Genomic DNA, 16771 nt, shown 5'->3' with positions numbered 1-16771 from the left:
CCTCCCCCAGCGAGCCAGACTTTGAGCCCAGAACCGGGCGGACGCAATTGTCTGGCGCGAGTTATGCCCAATTGCGCACCGCGCATTGCGGCCGCTCGAGAACGGAGGTTGCTCCCTGTCGGCGCGCCGTCGCCGGCGATGCGTGGCAAATTCCGGCTGGAAGGACGCTGCTCATTCACGTTCGAGCCCTGTGCTGCAAAGCTGTGCAATTTGTATTGACACTCATCTTGCTGTGGGAAATGCTCGGCGTTGAGGAGTGGCGAGCGGACAAGCAGAAACTGCGCTGCACGCCATGGCAGTCCGGGGCACGAGGGGTGTGCTCAGGAGGAGGTTATCATTGCACGGCTTTGCGATAGGCTTGGTTTCAACAGGGTCACGTCGCCATGGGGACGCTCATGACGCAGCTTGACCTGGCGGCGCCCAGGAGTCCCACTCGCCGCTGGCGCTACCGGCTCAAGCTCGCCATGCGCGAGCCAGCGACCTTGATTGGCCTCGTGATGGCGGCGCTGTTCCTCTATCTCATTGCGGTGCCGATTTTTTCCATTCTCTCAGATGCGGTGACGGTACAGTTCGGGGATGAGCGGCGCAGCCAGGCGGCGGTCGGCACTCACACACTTTACTATCTTCAGCGCGCCTTCACCTCGGCAGTAGCGCAAGATTTGTTCTGGGAGCCGCTACTCAACACGCTGAAGGTGGGCTTTGGTGCCATCATCATATCGGTCATTGTCGGCGGTATCCTCGCTTGGCTCGTGGCGCGCACCGACATGTTCGGCCGCAGGTGGTTCGCGACAGCGTTGATCGTACCCTATATGCTGCCGGCCTGGACCTTTGCGCTGGCCTGGACGACGCTGTTCAAGAACCGAACCATCGGAGGACAGCCGGGATGGCTCGAGGCCATCGGCCTGTCGCCGCCCGACTGGCTGGCCTATGGGCAGGTGCCGATCACCATCATTCTGGCCTTACATTACACGCCTTTCGTCATCCTGCTTTTTGGGTCGGCCCTGCGGCGCTTCGACAGCCAGCTCGAAGATTCCGCGCGCATCCTGGGTGCGTCAGGACGCGTGGTCGCCTGGCAGGTGATCATGCCGCTCATGCGTCCGGCGCTGATGTCGGCCGTGGTTCTGATATTCGCCAAATGTCTGGGTGAATTCGGCGTGCCTTATGTGCTGGGCCTCCCAGTCAAGTTCGATGTGCTGGCCACCTCGCTCTATCGGTCCATCAGTTCCCGTCAGACCGGTGTGGCCGGGGTGCTGGCCGGCGCAATCATGCTGATCGGCATTTTGGCCATTCTTGTCGATGGCTATCTGGCGCGCGAGGCCCGACGTTTCGTCACCGTCGGCTCGAAAGGTTCGATGAACCGTACGTCGCGCCTTCAGAACTGGCGCCTGCCTGCGTCTGGTTTCGCTGCGCTGATGTTCGTGGTGTCGGTAGGTCTGCCGCTCCTGACGTTGGCGCTTTCCACCGTGATGCGCCGCCCCGGTAATTTCGAATGGTCCAATTTCACGCTGGATTTCTGGATCGGTCAGGATCTGCCTACAGTGGCCATGCGTACCGGCATCCTGTTCAGCCCCGATCTGTGGCGTGCGGCGACGAACACCATCGTCATTGTCGGTACGGCGTCGATCTGTTCGGGGGTCTTGGGCATACTCACCGGATATGTGGTCGTGCGTTCCAATCTGCGGCCGCTCTCCTTTTTCATGCGGCAGGTCACCTTTATGCCGTATCTAGTACCGGGCATTGCCTTTGCAGCCGCCTATCTCTCGCTGTTTGCGGTGCCGCGCGGGCCGATCCCGGCTCTGTATGGTACCTCGATGATCCTGGTTCTGGCACTGATGGCCGACCAGATGCCCTATGCCTCGCGCGCCGGTATTTCGGCCATGATGCAATTGGGCAAGGAGCCCGAGGAGGCGGCGCAGATCGTCGGCGCGAGCTGGTTCCGGCGGATGGTTTCTGTGGTCATACCGATCCAGAAGGGATCGCTGGTCACCGGCATTTTGCTGCCCTTCATCTCGGGCATAAAAGGACTGTCTCTTTTCGTCGTTCTCGCGGTGCCGGCCACGGATGTGCTGACGACCTTTTCATTGCGCCTTGTTGACTACAACTACACCCAGGCCGCGAATGCGGTAGTCCTCATCATCGCCGGCCTGGCCTATGGCGGCACCGTGCTCGCCCAAAAGCTGACCCACACCAACCTGGCCGAAGGACTTGGCAACTGATGCCCGACATCATTCTGCGCAACGTACAAAAATCCTACAGCGCCAATTCGCCCAAGGCCGTCAGTGATCTGGACCTCCGTATTGGCAATGGTGAGTTCATGTGCCTGCTGGGCCCGTCCGGCTGCGGCAAGACTACGACCCTGCGGATGATCGCCGGTCTCGAAAATCTCAGTGATGGCGAGATTGTGGTGGGCGACAAGGTGGTCGATAGTCCAGCGCGGGCGGAGTTCGTCGGCCCCGAAAAGCGTGGCATGGGACTGGTGTTCCAGTCTTACGCGCTCTGGCCGCATCTGACTATCGAGCGTAATACCGATTTCGGCCTGCGCCTGCGCAAGGTGCCCAAGGCCGAGCGCGAGGCGCGCGTGACCAAGGTCATGAAAGCACTCGACATCGAGAAATATCGCACACGCTATCCGTCCCAACTCTCAGGAGGTCAGCAACAGCGCGTGGCGCTCGCTCGCATGCTCGCGGTCAATCCCGGCGTGCTGCTGCTCGATGAACCTCTCTCCAATCTCGACGCCCGGCTGCGCCTGGAGATGCGGGCGGAGCTCAAGCGCATCCATGCCGAGTTCGGTACCACCATCGTTTTCGTGACTCATGATCAATGGGAAGCCATGACGCTGGCGACCTCAATCGCGGTGATGAACGAAGGCTCGCTGCAGCAATTGGGTACGCCCAACGACATTTATGATCGCCCGGCCAATCGGTTCGTTGCCGAATTCGTCGGCAGTCCACCCATCAATATTCTTGAAATCGGTGCGGGCCATGCCCTGGACCTGGCTGTGAACGAATGGCTGCGGCCGCGCTTGGGCACGCGCAACGAAGTGGGTTCCGTGGGCATTCGCCCCGAAGCGCTTTCCTTTGCCTTGAACGAGGCGGCCGTGCCAGCTGGCAGTTTCCGCCATGCTGCGGAAGTCGGAGGCATTCTGCCAACCGGTGGCAGTTGGATCATCGAGCTCAAGGTGAATGGCCGCATCGTTTTCGCAACCACCACGGATGCTCCCACGATGCGGGGCGGGGAGGCGGTCTGGTTGTATGCGCGGCCGGCGGCGCTGCATGTTTTCGACAAGGCCGGCGAGCGGCTGGAGGGTGCCGACGCCGCCTTGCAACGCGCGGCGATCGGCGTCGCTGCGGTCAAGGATGCGTGAGTCAGGAATACGGGGCTCAGTCTCAAGGGAGGTTTTCGTGTCGAAACTTCGTGCGTTCGGAATTGTCATCGCGATGGCGCTTTCGTCAGCCCCGGTCCATGCGGCTGAACTGGATGATCTGATCGCTGCGGCCAAGGCGGAGCCGGCCACCACTGTCTATGCCGTGACCGGCAAGATCGTGGAAACTGCCGAGGCCTTCAGCGCCAAGTACGGCCTGCAGGTGACTGGCAAGAAGGTCAATGAATCCGGTCAAATCGACCTTTTGATCCGTGAGCACCAGGCCGGCAATGTTGCCGGCTCGGTATCGCTGGCGTCCGATGCATCGGTCATCATCGCCGATCTGCTGGGGCAGGGGCTGGTACAAAGCTGGGTGCCTGAAGATATTGCCGCGCACCTTCCGGAAGCGGCTCGCGATCCGCTGGTCGTCGTTAGCGATCCTCATGTCTGGGCCTATAACAGCGAGGCCTATGAGAACTGCCCGATCACCAATGTCTGGGAATTGACCGATGCGGATTGGTCGCGTCGCGTCACCTTGATGGACCCACTCGACAAGCCCGCCTATGCCGATTGGTTCAACCAATTGGCCGATCATCACGATGCGGCTATGGCCGCGGCCTACAAAGCTCACTACGGCAAGCCGTTCGACGGTTCGGGGAGCGCGACAGAGGCGTGGGTTCAGGCCTTCGCCGCCAACGGTCCTTTGATCGGCGACAGTAGCGTAGTGGCCGAGGCCATTGGCGCCCCGGGTCAGGAGCAACCGTTTTTCGGCATGCTGTCCACGGCCAAATTTCGCGAAAATCAAAGCAAGGGCTTCAAGCTCGCCATCTGCGCACAGATGCAGCCCTTTTCCGGCTGGCTCTATCCTGGCCTGGGCGTCATCGCGTCGCAAACACCGTCTCCGAACATCGCCAAGCTGTTCATCCATTATCTACTCACCGAGGAGGGGATCGACCCGCAGCGCGTCGATGGAAAAGTCCCGTCCGATCCGCGTATCGGGCTGCCCGATGACGAACCTTCGGGGATCGGCGCGCTGATGGATCAGATGATGGTCTGGGATACGTCCACGGCGGTTTCGGACATCGATGCCCGCCAGGACTGGCAGGATATCTGGCGCACCAATCTGAAGCGCTGATCACCAGATCCGCGCCGCTCGAGGAGGAGAGGGCGGCGTGGTTTTTCAACGGAGGAAAACAAATGAAACTAACTAGTCTAGCTATTGGCACAGCGCTTGGTGTGCTGCTCGCCAGCGGTGCTCTTGCCCAGGACTTTGATCTCGATGCGCTCATCGAGGCCGCTCGCGGCGAGCCGCCGCTGACCATTTTCGACAGCACCGGCAAGATTGTCGACATGGCCGAGGCGTTTAGCGCCAAATATGGCCTCGAGGCTACCGGGACCAAGTCCAAGGCAACGGCCCAGATGGAGACGATTATCCGTGAGGTACAGTCCGGCAACGTGCAGACGGACGTGTCGCTGATTTCCGATCCGGCAGCCGTGATCGGACAATTGCTGCCCGCCGGCTTTGTCGAAAGCTGGGTGCCGCCCGATCTTGAGGCTGACATCGTGCCGCAAGCGCGCAACCCGCTCCTTGTTGTGTCGAGCCCCAACATTTTCACGTACAATACGGCTCTGTACGACAGCTGCCCAATCACCAACATTTGGCAGCTGACCGAGCCCGAATGGAAGGGTAGGGTCGCCATGCAGGATCCGCTGGGCAAGCCCAGCTACACCGACTGGTTCAACCAGATGCGCAGCTATGCCGACGACAGGCTCGCAGCTGCCTATGAATCCCAGTATGGCAAGGCATTGGATGGTACGTTTGACAGCGCTGCCGAGGCCTTTGTTGCTGCCCTTGCAGCAAACGGGCCATTGCTTACCGATTCCGACGCCAATGCAGCGGAAGCAGTGGCGGCGCCTGGTCAGACCGAGCCGTTTGTGGGTCTGGTTTCAGCGGCGAAGTTCCGGGACAATGAGGGAGCGGGCTTTACCCTGGGGCTGTGCTCGGGCATGGACCCGATTATCGGCTTCAGCAATTCCACCGTCGCGGTTATCGTCAAAGGCACGAACAGTCCCAACGCTGCCAAGCTCTTCATCCATTATGCGATGACGGCGGAAGGAATTGCGCCGCAAGCCGAAGACGGCAAGGTCTCGTCCAACACCAAGGTCGGTCTGCCTGATGATGAGCCGTCCGGCATTGCCGATCACCTCGATACCGTGCTGGCCTACAATCCAGCGAGCGGTCTGGATGATTGGGAAGCACGGCAGGATTGGCAGGATTTCTGGCGTATCCACTACAAGCGTTGAATCGGTTTGGGGGGCGGGCAGTTGATGCCCGTCCCTACCAATTGGTGGTGAAAGGCGGACAGCATTCGCGAGCCGCGCTGGACTGCAAGGACTCCCTAAAATCCCCCCAAAAATGTTTTTGAAGTTATGTTGCACAGCTTTGCAATAAATCGCAGGATGCGGTCAGTGAAGGATTCCCGTATATGACTCTGGATGCGCTCGCCATCGATCGACGCGAAACGTTTCTGGCTCTGATGGTGCAAGAGGCCGCCATTATTGCGCTTGAGGGATTCAGGCGGCAGTCCGGCGAGACTATCGGTCTCAAGGGGCCGCAGGACTATCTTACCGAGACCGATGGGCAGGTTGAGGATTTTGTGCGCAGTCGGATTGCCGAGGCCTTTCCGGAGGATGGTTTTCTCGGCGAAGAGGGGGGCGGTACGCCGGGACGGCAGGCCTGGATTGTCGATCCCATCGACGGAACGGCAAATTTTGCCCGCTCCATCCCCCATTTTTGTATCGCCATCGCATTCGTCGCTGGCGGACTGGTACAACTCGGCACCATTATCAATCCCGCGCTGGACGAAACCTATGCGGCTCGCCTTGGCCGCGGGGCGACGCTGAACGGGCGCCCGATACGGGTGTCCGAAATTTCAGCTATCGAGGCGTCGTCGGTGGAAATGGGATGGTCGGGGCGCCGGCCGCTGGCGCAATACCTTCGGGCGATTGAGGATTTGTTTGCAGCCGGTACCAATGTGCGACGCTCGTCCTGCGGGGCGTTGGGCCTGGCCTATGTTGCCGATGGGCGCAGCGATGGCTATGCGGAGCTGCATATGAATCCTTGGGATTGTTTGGCGGGACTGTTGCTGGTGCGCGAGGCCGGCGGCGTCACAGGCGCATTCCTGTCCGTCGATGGACTGGCGCATGGCGCGCCGGTTTTGGCTGCGGCTCCGGGCGTTGCCGAGCTGATGTCGCGGGCAACGGGCATCGCTTTGCAACAGGAGCCGGATTTTTTGCCGGACGCTGCTTGCCGGCAAAGGAGAACGGCATGAACGAGAAGCCCAGCCCGCGCTATGACCGGCCGCATATCAGCAAGGTCTATGACAAGCTGCCCGGCTTTGGCGTCGATCTTTATGTCGGTGGCCGGGAAGGCGCGTCTGATGTTCCGCTCCTCTTGAAAAACGGCATTTCCACCGTGCTGAATTGCGCGGTAAATCTGGATTTCAATTACGTGGCCAAGCCTGATGAGGTGTCACATGACAGCCGGGTCGGCTACGGCGCCGCGCCCATCCGATATTACAAGCTGGGCATTGTCGACGGACCAGGCAATCCCGACACCATGATGCTGGCGGGCTATTATCAATTGCGTGGCGCGCTTGATCAGATTTTGCCCGAACGGCCCAGTTATCCGATGCGGGAGCGGGGCAATGTGCTGGTCAATTGCCGAGCAGGGCGCTCTCGCTCGGTCATTCTTGCGGCCTTGTTCCTGCACCTGCATATTCCGGAGGAGTTTCCTCGGCTGTTGGATGCCATAAATCATGTGCGCATACACCGCGAGCTGCGGCAGGACGAGTGGCATGAAACGCCCAAGCCCATGCTTGTCGCGGCTGCCGAGCGCACGGCGCATTGGGTGCACCTGGTGGAGGCGGATCGTGCCGTCGCCACGAGGGGTGAGGCTTCTGCTTGATCCGTTTTGCCGTCATTGCCGATCCTCATGTGCATGATTGCGACTGGGCGCCTTCGGGCTCAGGTCTTGCCAGTGCGATCCGCAGTTTCGGAGAAACCGGCCAATCCACGCGGGTATTCAACGAAAGCATTCCGGCGTTCAGAGCGGCACTGGTGGCTGCCGTCGAGGCTGGGGCGAAACTGGTCTTGCTGGTGGGCGACCTCACCGACGACGGCCAAAGGCCCAACGTCGACAAGGCGCTGGCCATTCTCGAGGAGTTCCGGCAGCAGTACGGTCTGCGGGTTCTGACCACGCCGGGCAATCACGATTTCTATGCCCTGTCCGGGCGCGACCAGCGCAAAACCTTTCTCGGAGCGGACGGTACGCCCGTCGTCGTGGACAGCCAGGACTGCCCGGAGGCGGCGACGCTGGGTACGCTTGAGGCGCTGGAAAGCCTTTCGGGACTGGGTTTTACTCCGCAGGACGCGGACCTCTATTGGGAAACGCCCTTCGGACAGAACCCGGCCTGGAATAGTCGCACCTACAGGGTTTCCAGCCCGCTGGGTCGTGCCTCTTGCGACATGATCGATGCCTCCTATCTGGTCGAACCGATCGAGGGGCTTTGGGTGCTGTCCATAGACGCCAACGTTTGTGTCCCGCGCGACGATGCCAGCGATTTCAGCGATCCGACGCATTTTCTGGATCCCAGCAGGTCCGGCTGGAATGCCGTCATGCGGCATCGTCCTCATCTGTTGCCCTGGATCGGCGATGTGGCAAAGCGGGCGCGCCATCTTGGCAAGCAACTTGTGGCTTTCTCCCACTATCCTCCATTAGACGTATTGGGAAACAGCGCGGCCCAGGACATGTCTATCTTTGGTGCGAACGGGCTGGCCCATCGCATCCCAGAGACGGCCCTGGGCGAGGCATTTGCGGCAACAGGCGTGCGCCTGCATTTCTCCGGCCACCTGCATGTCAACGACACTGCCCGCCACGTCTCATCATCGGGCGATTTCATTAATGTCGCGGTGCCGTCGCCTGTTGGCTACGGTGCGGCGCTAAAAATCGTCGATCTGGCGCATGACGTCATTCATGTCCGCACCTTGCCCTTGCGCGACGTGCCCGGCCACGCCCGCGCCTATGCAGCCTACAAGACCGAAGCCACACGCAGGGGCGAAGTGCTGTCGCCTGCCAGCAAGGCGGATGATCATGGGCAGTTCCTCGATACGCATCTGGAACACCTCGTCCAGCATCGCTATCTGCCGCTCGACTGGCCGCCCGACATGGCGGCTTTTGTCCGCCGCTCGGCCATGTCCGACCTCCTGGAACTTCTGGATATCGACATGCCTTTGAGCGAGGACTTTTCGTTGCTCTGCTTTGTGGGCGACTGGTATCGCATGCGCATGGCCGGTGAGCTGGCTTGTGCAGACATCGATGCGGAGAGGGTAGTGCTTTATCGGCGCCTTGCGGCATTTGCTCGCCCCATGCCTGTGCCGGGTCTTGCCGCTCGCATGACGGGGCTGCTGGATATTATGGCGCTTTACCTGAACCGGTCGCCCAATGGCGATTTTACCATCCTGCCGTCGATGGAGATCATCGCCCAGCCCAGCTAGCGGAGACGCGGGTGTCGATTTCCCTTTCGGAAACGCGACAATACAAGCGCTTAGATCGTTTCAGTGTTTCTACCAAATATTGAAATGATCTAGGGACGCACCGTTTTGCGCCAGACGACCTGGGTCGGCAATATGGTCGGCGGGCCGGGTTCTGCGTCTTCCTTCTCGACGATATTGGCGATGTGATCGGCAATTTCCCTCAGGGGCTGGCAGAAGGTGGTGAGCTCATAGCCCAACCAGCCCGCTTCGGGGATGTCGTCAAAGCCTATGACGCAGAGATCGTCCGGAATGCTCATGCGGAATTCCAGTCGCGCCGCATCCATGAAGCCGAGGGCGAGCAGGTCGGTGACGCAGAACACCCCGTCGGGACGTTGGGACGTCGCCAGCACCTGGCGTGCGCTCTCGACGCCAGTCTGGTAGCCGGTTCGTCCGGCGCGGGAAACGCTGACCTGCATGCCGTGCGCGGCGGCAGCCTCCAGAAATGCCTTTTCGCGTGCCTCTGGCCCCGGCGTTCCGGCAGTGGAACTGACTACGGCCACGCGTTGGCATCCTGCCCGTTTGAGCATGAGGCAGGCCTCGAGCGCTGCGCTCTGGTTTTCGACCGAGATGAATTCGGAGCCCTCTATCGGGTCTGCGCGGTTGATAAGAATGACGCGCTGGCCGTTTTCTAGACAGGTATTCACTAGCGAGGCGGGTGGTGTGCCGGAGATGAACACCGTTGCGTCGGCACGATAATTCAGTGTCTGCCGCAGGGCGCCTTCGACGCTGTCCTGCTCGCCCGAGGTGTTGAGCACCATGACGACCTTGCCAATGGCCTGGAGCCGCCGGGTGACGACTTCCACCAGAGAGGCCTGAAAAGGAGCCTGCATTTCGGCGACGATCAGGCAGACGATGCCGGTGCGATGCCATAGCAAGCCGCGCGCGAGATGGTTTACGTGGTAGCCGAGCTGATCCGCCGCCGCTAGCACCCTGGCCCTGGTCTCGGGGGAAACGCTGGCGCCGTCCGTAAAGGCACGGGACACAGCTGAGCGCGAGACGCCGGCCAGTTTGGCGACCTTGTCGGCGCTGACCGAAGCCTTGCGCGATTTTGTCTTCAGCGTTGACATCTCTGCTACTCCTGCGGCGCCCGGCTTGTAGCACAATTTTGCTGGCGGACGGTTATCCTGCAAGTCAGGCATCAGCGGCCGCTGGGCCCGAGGGCGCCCGAATCCAAGCATCCTGGCGGCCCTGATCAAGCCGCAACGCCCTTCTTCTAACGCTAAAAGGCAACATTGCAAAGCTGTGCAATGCATGCAATGTTTTTACTGACTGAAACCGGCGTCCTGCAAATCGTCCGTCACTTGCGACAAGGAAAGCAGCCATGACTGTTTCCACCGAATTGACCACTGCTCTGGCTGAGGAATCCACGCGGCTGATGGAGATCGCCAAAGGTGCCGCTCTCAAGGTCGGCACCGCGCTTCAGGCCGCGTTCCGCTCGCATATGACGGTCGACTACAAAGCCGATCTGCATGACATCGTGACCGTGCATGACACGCAAAGCGAAGTGGTGATCCGAGACCATATTTTGGCCGAGGCGCCCGATTCCACGTTGTTGGGCGAAGAGGGGGGCAGCGTCGGCACGGGGCGGGTGCAGTGGTATGTCGATCCGATAGACGGCACCTCCAATTTTGCCAGGGGGCTGGCCTTCTGGTGCGTATCCATCGGTGCGGTCATAGATGGGGAGGTCGTGGCCGGCGTGATCTATGACCCCATCGCGGGACATATGTTCAGCGCCAACATTGGTGGGGTCTGGCTCAATAACCGGCCGATACGTTCCAACGCTGCGCGCATGGAGAGCCATGCGACCCTCATTACCGGCTACCCGGTGGCGCGGGATTTTCGATTGGATGGCAGGGAGGCAGCGCTGCTGCATTTCGGGGAGTTGGCGGAGACGTTTTCAACCCTCCGCCGACCGGGCAGCGCCGCATTGACCTTGGCGCATGTTGCTGCGGGCTGGTGCGATGCTGCTGCCGGTTTCGGTGTCAGTCCCTGGGACGTGACCGCCGCAATCCTGATCCTGCGCAACGCGGGAGGCCGCTATCGTCCGCTCACCTTGGGCAAGGTGGGCAAGGATGTGCCGTCCTATATGTGCCCCGGCTATGTCGCCACTGGTGCCGGAGGCATGTACCCGACGCTAGACCGGGTCGCCGATGCAATTTGCGAGCAGCGCGAATTGCGGTCCGTCCGCTAGCGATCCGAGTCAGGGGCGGGCGCGCCCCCGTCAATATCCGCAAGTGGTAAGGTCTCCATGTCGGCATATCCGAGCACAATGGCGCCCTCGACATTGACCGATCTTAAACAGCGTGTTGCAAGGCGCGAGTTTTCCTTGTCGAGCAAGCAGGGCCTGGTTCTCCGTAAGTGCCTCGAGCGGCCGGATATAGTGGCTTTCGGCTCCACGCGCGACATTTCGGCATTGTGCGGGGCGTCCCCGGCAACGGTGACGCGGCTGGCGCGCGTGGTCGGGTGTGAAAGCTTTCTGCAATTCAGGCATTTGTTTCAGAAGCATATTGCCAGTGCCCCTTGATCCCTCCGGTCGCGAGGAGATGCCGGCTATTGGTGTACGCGAAAAAGGAATGGGTCGGATTATTTGCCGCAAGGTCGCCGCCGCCAGTTCGGACGATCAGCCGCCTGGCCGCCCAAGGGTTTGCCGCAGCAGATTCACCAACAGTTCCAGAATCACGCCCGCCAGCACGCAACCCCATTTGAGCAGGAGATCGATGCCCCGCACATCGCGGAGGGGCACCAGCGATTGGAGCAGTTCGAGCCCAATAGCAGCGGCCATGGCCAGCAGGATTCCAATCCAGGTGCGCTGCGAAAACGAGGCGGTGCAGACGAAGCCGAGCAGGCCATAGGAGGCGAGGACGAAGCCGTGTGGCGGCCGCAGAGCCGGATCGAGCGCATCCCATGCCAGCGCAAAGATAAGCAATACGGTTGCCAGCCGCCACGCTGTCGAATGTGCCGACGTCGTTTCCCGATTTGCCAAGGTAACGTCACCATCTTGGTAGATCGTGTCAAAGGGCAATGCAGCGCCGCGTTTCTTCCCGAAAATGGAGAAAAGTGAGCCGCATTCCGCCTGTACCGTAAAGAGTTATTTCACCACCATTGTTGCCGCATCAATATAATTCGACGCCCTATTTGTCGGGTTGGCTGTCTGGGGTAAAATTGGCATTGTATGCGCTATGGACATTGTTATTTCCAGAGACCATTGCGCACATGAACTTCAAGCGACAGTTTCTAACGAACGCGGCATGGTCCAGTCTCAGTAATGGGGCAAGCAGTCTTGTTACGTTTTTAGTTTTTGCGCTGGTGGTTCGTCAGGTCGATGCCGAAGCCATCGGTGTGGTGGCGTTTGCCATGGTTTTCATCGTGTTCGGCCGGGTCTTCGTTGAAGCCGGCACCCCGGAACTGATCCTGCGCCGCCCCACCTTCGATCAGCAATTTGCCTCAGTGGCTTTCTGGCTGAATCTGGCCAATTCTGCCTTGGCCTTCGTAATCTTCGCGTGCGTCTTGGCGCCCCTTGTCGACATGGTGTTCCAGAAAGGCAGCGGCATCGTGCTGGCCGTTATCTCATTGAGCTTGTTCGCCGATGCGAGCCGGGTCGTTCACGAGGCCAAGTTCAGGCGCGATTTTAACTATCGCGCCCTGGCTATCAGGAACACCACTGGCGTAGTGGTTTCGGGTGCCATTGGCGTTTGGGCGGCCTATGCCGGGCTTGGCGTCTGGGCACTGGTGGCGCAGCGCCTAGTGGGCGCCGTGGTGACAAGTGCCATGACCTGGTTCTCGTCGGATTGGAGGCCCAGTTTCGTGTGGTCGAAGATCGACGCTCGAGATCAGGTCAGGCAAGGAGCGGGCCTGCTGGGAGCCAGTACCCTCAAAATTCTCGTGCAGCGCATACCCGAACTCGCTCTTGGCATCGCACAAGGTCCGCTTGGCGTGGCGGTCTATGGTGTCGGGCTCAGAACCTATGAAGCTCTCTTTCAGCTTACCGCCTTCCCGCTGTTGAGCGCGGCCATGTCCAGTTTCGCCCGGCTCCCGGATCGGGAGACGCTTGGCAAGGCCTATGTCAGTACGATCGGATTTTTCAGCACATTCAGCTTTCCGGTCTTTTTCGGCACTGCTGCAATCGCCCAGGATTTCGTGCCGCTGGTCTTCGGCAGGGGCTGGCAGGTGTCGAGCGAAGTCTTGCTGGCGCTGGCCATTGCAGCGCCGCCGACCATATTGGGAGTGCTGCTCCATCCCGTTCTGAATGCGCTTGGGCGCACAGCATTGATTTTCTGGCTCAATCTGGGTGCGGCGCTCACCATGGTGCTGACTTGCCTACTGCTTGCGGGGCATGGGCCGATTGTCCTGGCTGCCGGCCTGGCGTTTCGCGCCTATCTTGGCGTCTTCGTCCTTCTGGTCGTTCTGAGGCGTGAACTGGGACTGGACACGATGGCAATCATCGGCGCTGCTGCGCCGCCGTTTCTGTCCTCACTGGCGATGTTTGGCGCGGTATGGGGCGTGCGACTGATGCTCTACACCGATCTGCCCACGTCGGTCATGCTGCTCGTGTCGGTTATGATGGGGGCAGCCACCTATGCAGGGTTTCTTTTTCTTGGTTTCCGGCGCCATGTCGCCGAAATTGCCGCGGCCGCCGGTGAGATGTTCCCCGGGCTCAACCGGTTCTTGTGGCCGCTAAAGCAAAAATCGACAGGAACTGAATGAAATTCAGGGGTCGATGCTTTGAGATGTGTTGTTACTGGTGTGGTAATGGCAATGTGCTAAGATGAGTGCTGAAGATGCTTTTGTAATATAAGTAAATTTGTGTGTGTCCTGAATTGACAACCTCTTGAGGGCAGGGATTGAGCGCGAATAGGGGCGCAATTCACACCGATTGGCCTGCAGATGCGATGCCCTTGGTTTCGGTCTGCATGCCCACCTATATGCGCACGACCTACCTGAGAGAGGCGCTGGACTCGGCCCTCGCCCAAACCTATCCGAACATCGAAATCTTGGTCAGCGACGACTCTGACAACGACGACATCGGCGCGATCGTCAGAAGCTACGCTGCGCCGAACCTGCACTACAGGCGCAACGTGCCGGCTTTGGGCTTCGTCCCGAAACTTGATGATTTCCTCGACGTGGCGCGTGGCGGATGGATGGTCATCCTTTGCGACGATGACGTTCTCGAGCCGGACTTCGTTGCCCGTTTGATCGCCAATAGCCGCAATCACCCCGATGCCAGCCTGCTCCGGTCGCGCAATACCTGGATCGATATTGAAGGCAAGGTCATTCAGACCGATCCAGCATCACCTCATGTGTCGACGCCGGGCCGGTTTTTGCTCGACCTCTATCTGCCGCAGGCAGAAACGTTCCGGGTAAATCTCAGCGGCTTCATGTTTCAACCCCACGCCTTGAAGGCGTTGGGCGGCTTTACCCCACTTTATGCGGCCAGGCATCTGGATCGCCTGGCCTGGGCGGACTTGGCGATTCTTGGGCCAGTCATCTGCGACGAGCAGGCCCTGTGTCGAATCCGGCTGCACGGATCGTCCGTTTCATCGGTGCTCGAAAGGGATTACGAGGCGGCCATTGAGGCCACGCAGATCGCCCGCAGGAAAATCATGGGCATCCTTGATCGCGCCGAGGCGAAGGCGGGTTCCGAGCAGGAGCGGCAGGAGATAGCGCAGGCGCGGCAGATGGCGGTACGCTATTGCCAGGAGCACATGTCGCGGGCGCTTCGGCAGGGATTAGTCACCAAGGTGATGAATTCCGGGGGCGATCCGGAGGAATTGGTCAAGCTGCGCGAACAGTGGGCGAAGCACGGATTGCCTTTGACGTCGCTGACGCGGCTGGTGCTGGCGATAACCCGCCTGCCGCTGTTTCTACGAAAGCCGCTGGTCTCGGCCATGCTGCGGGTGAGAAGCGCGCAACTGCACTGATCTGGAGGACTTTGCTCGGACTCTGCCTACAAGGTGTCATCTGGCTGGCGGCCTTATCCTGACGCATCGAGCAGACTAAGTATCTGAAATGATTGCACTGTCGCGGGTGAAGTCATTGGCGACATTGGCGTAGATAGACTACAATTGGTTGGTGCTGGTTCGTGGAGCCGTTCACATGAAAATTGCTATCATTGGCGCTGGCTATGTCGGCCTGGTGACGGGAGTGTGCCTGGCGGATTTCGGCCATGATGTGGTTTGCATCGACAAGGACCAGTGCAGGATAGACGCACTGAACCGGGGGGAAATCCCGATTTACGAGCCTGGCCTGGCGGATTTGGTCAAAGCCAATGCCGGGGCCGGTAGATTGTCGTTTTCCGTCGAGCTGCGCGACGCGGTGGCCGGAGCCGAGGTGGTTTTCATCGCCGTGGGCACGCCGTCCCGCCGGGGAGATGGTCATGCCGACCTGACCTATGTCTTCGCCGTGGCTCGAGAGGTTGCTGACGCCGTAGATGGATTTACGGTGGTGGTGACGAAGTCGACCGTGCCTGTCGGGACGGGTGACGAGGTTGCCCGCATCATCGCCAATACCAATCCGGAAGCGGATGTCGCCGTGGTCTCCAATCCCGAATTCCTGCGCGAAGGCGCGGCAATCGAAGATTTCAAGCGGCCGGATCGGATCGTGGTTGGCATCGAAGAAGAGAGGGCTCGTTCGGTCATGAACGAGGTCTATCGGCCGCTCTATCTCAACCAGGCTCCCATCATGTTTACCGGCCGCCGAACGGCGGAACTGATCAAGTATGCGGCGAATGCGTTCCTTGCCATGAAGATCACCTTCATCAACGAGGTTGCCGATCTGTGCGAGGCTACCGGCGCCGATGTGCAGCAGGTGGCTCGCGGCATCGGGCTGGACAATCGCATCGGCAGCAAGTTCCTCCATGCCGGTCCGGGCTATGGTGGATCCTGTTTTCCCAAGGATACGCTGGCCCTGGTCAAGATCGGCCAGGATTTTGAAAGCCCCATGCGGCTGGTGGAAACCACGGTCGCCATCAACGACCAGCGCAAGCGCGCCATGGCGCGCAAGGTGATCGCTTCCTGCGGTGGCGATGTGCGCGGCAAGACCATCGGGGTGCTGGGGCTGACATTCAAGCCGAATACCGATGACATGCGTGAGGCGCCCTCGATCGACATCATCCAGGGCCTTATGGACAAGGGCGCTCACGTCGTGGCCTACGATCCGCAGGGCATGGATTCAGCCCGAGAACTGCTGCCGAAGGAAGTCGATTATGCGGACAGCGCCTATGAGGCGGCAATCGATGCGGATGCGCTTGTCCTGATCACCGAGTGGAATGAATTCCGTTCACTCGACCTCGGGCGGCTCAAACTGTCGATGAAGTCTGCGGTGCTGGTCGATCTGCGCAATGTCTATCGGTATGACGAGGTCGCCAGGCACGGCTTTGCCTATGCCAGTATTGGCCGTCACGGCGATAGCCGGGGAACGTCCGAGGCGCAGGCCGCCGAATAACGACCTGACCGACCTGATGATTTCTTACCACCCTGCATTCTCGCAATACACTGTTGCGGCTACCCTCTATTCAAGGGGATTGAGTGCGTTTCTGGTAACGAATTGTTAATAAATGCAGGCGCAGTTTCGACTAATTGCAGCGCTATCCTGCGTATTAATCAAGTCGGCGCAGGTTGGCCCATAGTGAACCTCGTCGCCGTTTCTGACGTTAGTGAATTGATCGGCACGGGCTGTACAATGAGGCCCTGACAATGGGCTCGTGAGGTCATTTAGGGGAGACGGCTCTCATGTGCCGCCTCGAGAACCGACGGTCGTGTGGAGATCGCGATGCGCCCTTCAGCAGCAAATGAGACCCGGACCCGAAATACGCTTGTC

The 16771-nt window shown here is 60.0% G+C and carries 13 protein-coding genes; 11 read left to right on the top strand and 2 right to left on the bottom strand.

Annotated features, from left to right (window positions below; genetic code table 11):
• Positions 1-395: 395 nt before the first annotated feature.
• The 7 genes from H0482_RS02770 (at position 396) to H0482_RS02740 (ending at position 8917) form a co-directional block, all read left to right on the top strand.
• Positions 396-2216: an ABC transporter permease gene (locus H0482_RS02770; protein ID WP_230989418.1), complete on the top strand. Its 1821-nt coding sequence runs from the start codon at positions 396-398 to the stop codon at positions 2214-2216.
• Positions 2216-3364, top strand: a complete 1149-nt coding sequence (locus H0482_RS02765; RefSeq protein ID WP_193728481.1) for an ABC transporter ATP-binding protein — start codon at positions 2216-2218, stop codon at positions 3362-3364. Before H0482_RS02770 ends, H0482_RS02765 begins: the two co-directional genes overlap by 1 nt.
• Positions 3365-3437: 73 nt before the next feature.
• A complete protein-coding gene (locus H0482_RS02760) occupies positions 3438-4496 on the top strand; it encodes an ABC transporter substrate-binding protein (protein WP_230989472.1) in 1059 nt (352 codons plus the stop codon).
• 62 nt (positions 4497-4558) lie between these two features.
• Positions 4559-5665 carry an ABC transporter substrate-binding protein gene (locus tag H0482_RS02755; RefSeq protein WP_193728479.1) on the top strand — a complete coding sequence of 369 codons (1107 nt, stop codon included), beginning with the start codon at positions 4559-4561 and terminating at the stop codon, positions 5663-5665.
• Positions 5666-5847: 182 nt separating this feature from the next.
• On the top strand, positions 5848-6693 hold the full coding sequence (locus tag H0482_RS02750) for an inositol monophosphatase family protein (protein ID WP_193728478.1): 846 nt from the start codon (positions 5848-5850) through the stop codon (positions 6691-6693).
• On the top strand, positions 6690-7328 hold the full coding sequence (locus tag H0482_RS02745; RefSeq protein ID WP_193728477.1) for a dual specificity protein phosphatase family protein: 639 nt from the start codon (positions 6690-6692) through the stop codon (positions 7326-7328). The genes H0482_RS02750 and H0482_RS02745 overlap by 4 nt, the downstream gene beginning before the upstream one ends.
• A complete protein-coding gene (locus H0482_RS02740; protein WP_193728476.1) occupies positions 7325-8917 on the top strand; it encodes a metallophosphoesterase family protein in 1593 nt (530 codons plus the stop codon). Before H0482_RS02745 ends, H0482_RS02740 begins: the two co-directional genes overlap by 4 nt.
• 89 nt (positions 8918-9006) lie before the next feature.
• Here H0482_RS02740 and H0482_RS02735 read toward each other — a convergent pair whose 3' ends face one another.
• Positions 9007-10023, bottom strand: coding sequence for a LacI family DNA-binding transcriptional regulator (locus tag H0482_RS02735; RefSeq protein WP_193728475.1), 1017 nt, complete (start codon positions 10021-10023; stop codon positions 9007-9009).
• Positions 10024-10277: 254 nt separating this feature from the next.
• Between H0482_RS02735 and H0482_RS02730 the strand changes: the two genes are divergently transcribed.
• A complete protein-coding gene (locus H0482_RS02730; protein WP_230989417.1) occupies positions 10278-11147 on the top strand; it encodes an inositol monophosphatase family protein in 870 nt (289 codons plus the stop codon).
• Positions 11148-11576: 429 nt separating this feature from the next.
• Here the strand turns inward: H0482_RS02730 and H0482_RS02725 are convergent, their stop codons facing one another.
• Complete coding sequence (locus H0482_RS02725) at positions 11577-11978, bottom strand: hypothetical protein (protein WP_193728474.1); 402 nt, start codon at positions 11976-11978, stop codon at positions 11577-11579.
• A gap of 191 nt (positions 11979-12169) precedes the next feature.
• Here H0482_RS02725 and H0482_RS02720 point away from each other — a divergent pair, with 191 nt between their 5' ends.
• The 3 genes from H0482_RS02720 (at position 12170) to H0482_RS02710 (ending at position 16396) form a co-directional block, all read left to right on the top strand.
• Positions 12170-13660 (top strand): oligosaccharide flippase family protein, encoded by a 1491-nt coding sequence (locus H0482_RS02720; RefSeq protein WP_193728473.1) that lies wholly within the window; start codon positions 12170-12172, stop codon positions 13658-13660.
• A 206-nt stretch (positions 13661-13866) separates the two neighbouring features.
• Entirely contained in the window at positions 13867-14874 is a 1008-nt protein-coding gene (locus tag H0482_RS02715) for a glycosyltransferase family A protein (protein WP_193728472.1), read from the top strand.
• 175 nt (positions 14875-15049) lie between these two features.
• Complete coding sequence (locus tag H0482_RS02710; protein ID WP_193728471.1) at positions 15050-16396, top strand: UDP-glucose dehydrogenase family protein; 1347 nt, start codon at positions 15050-15052, stop codon at positions 16394-16396.
• Positions 16397-16771 lie beyond the last annotated feature (375 nt).

Source organism: Devosia faecipullorum (assembly GCF_015158295.1).
Taxonomy (GTDB): domain Bacteria; phylum Pseudomonadota; class Alphaproteobacteria; order Rhizobiales; family Devosiaceae; genus Devosia; species Devosia faecipullorum.
The sequence above is the reverse complement of the archived record's forward strand: the minus strand, read 5'-3'. Positions and strand labels throughout refer to the sequence as shown.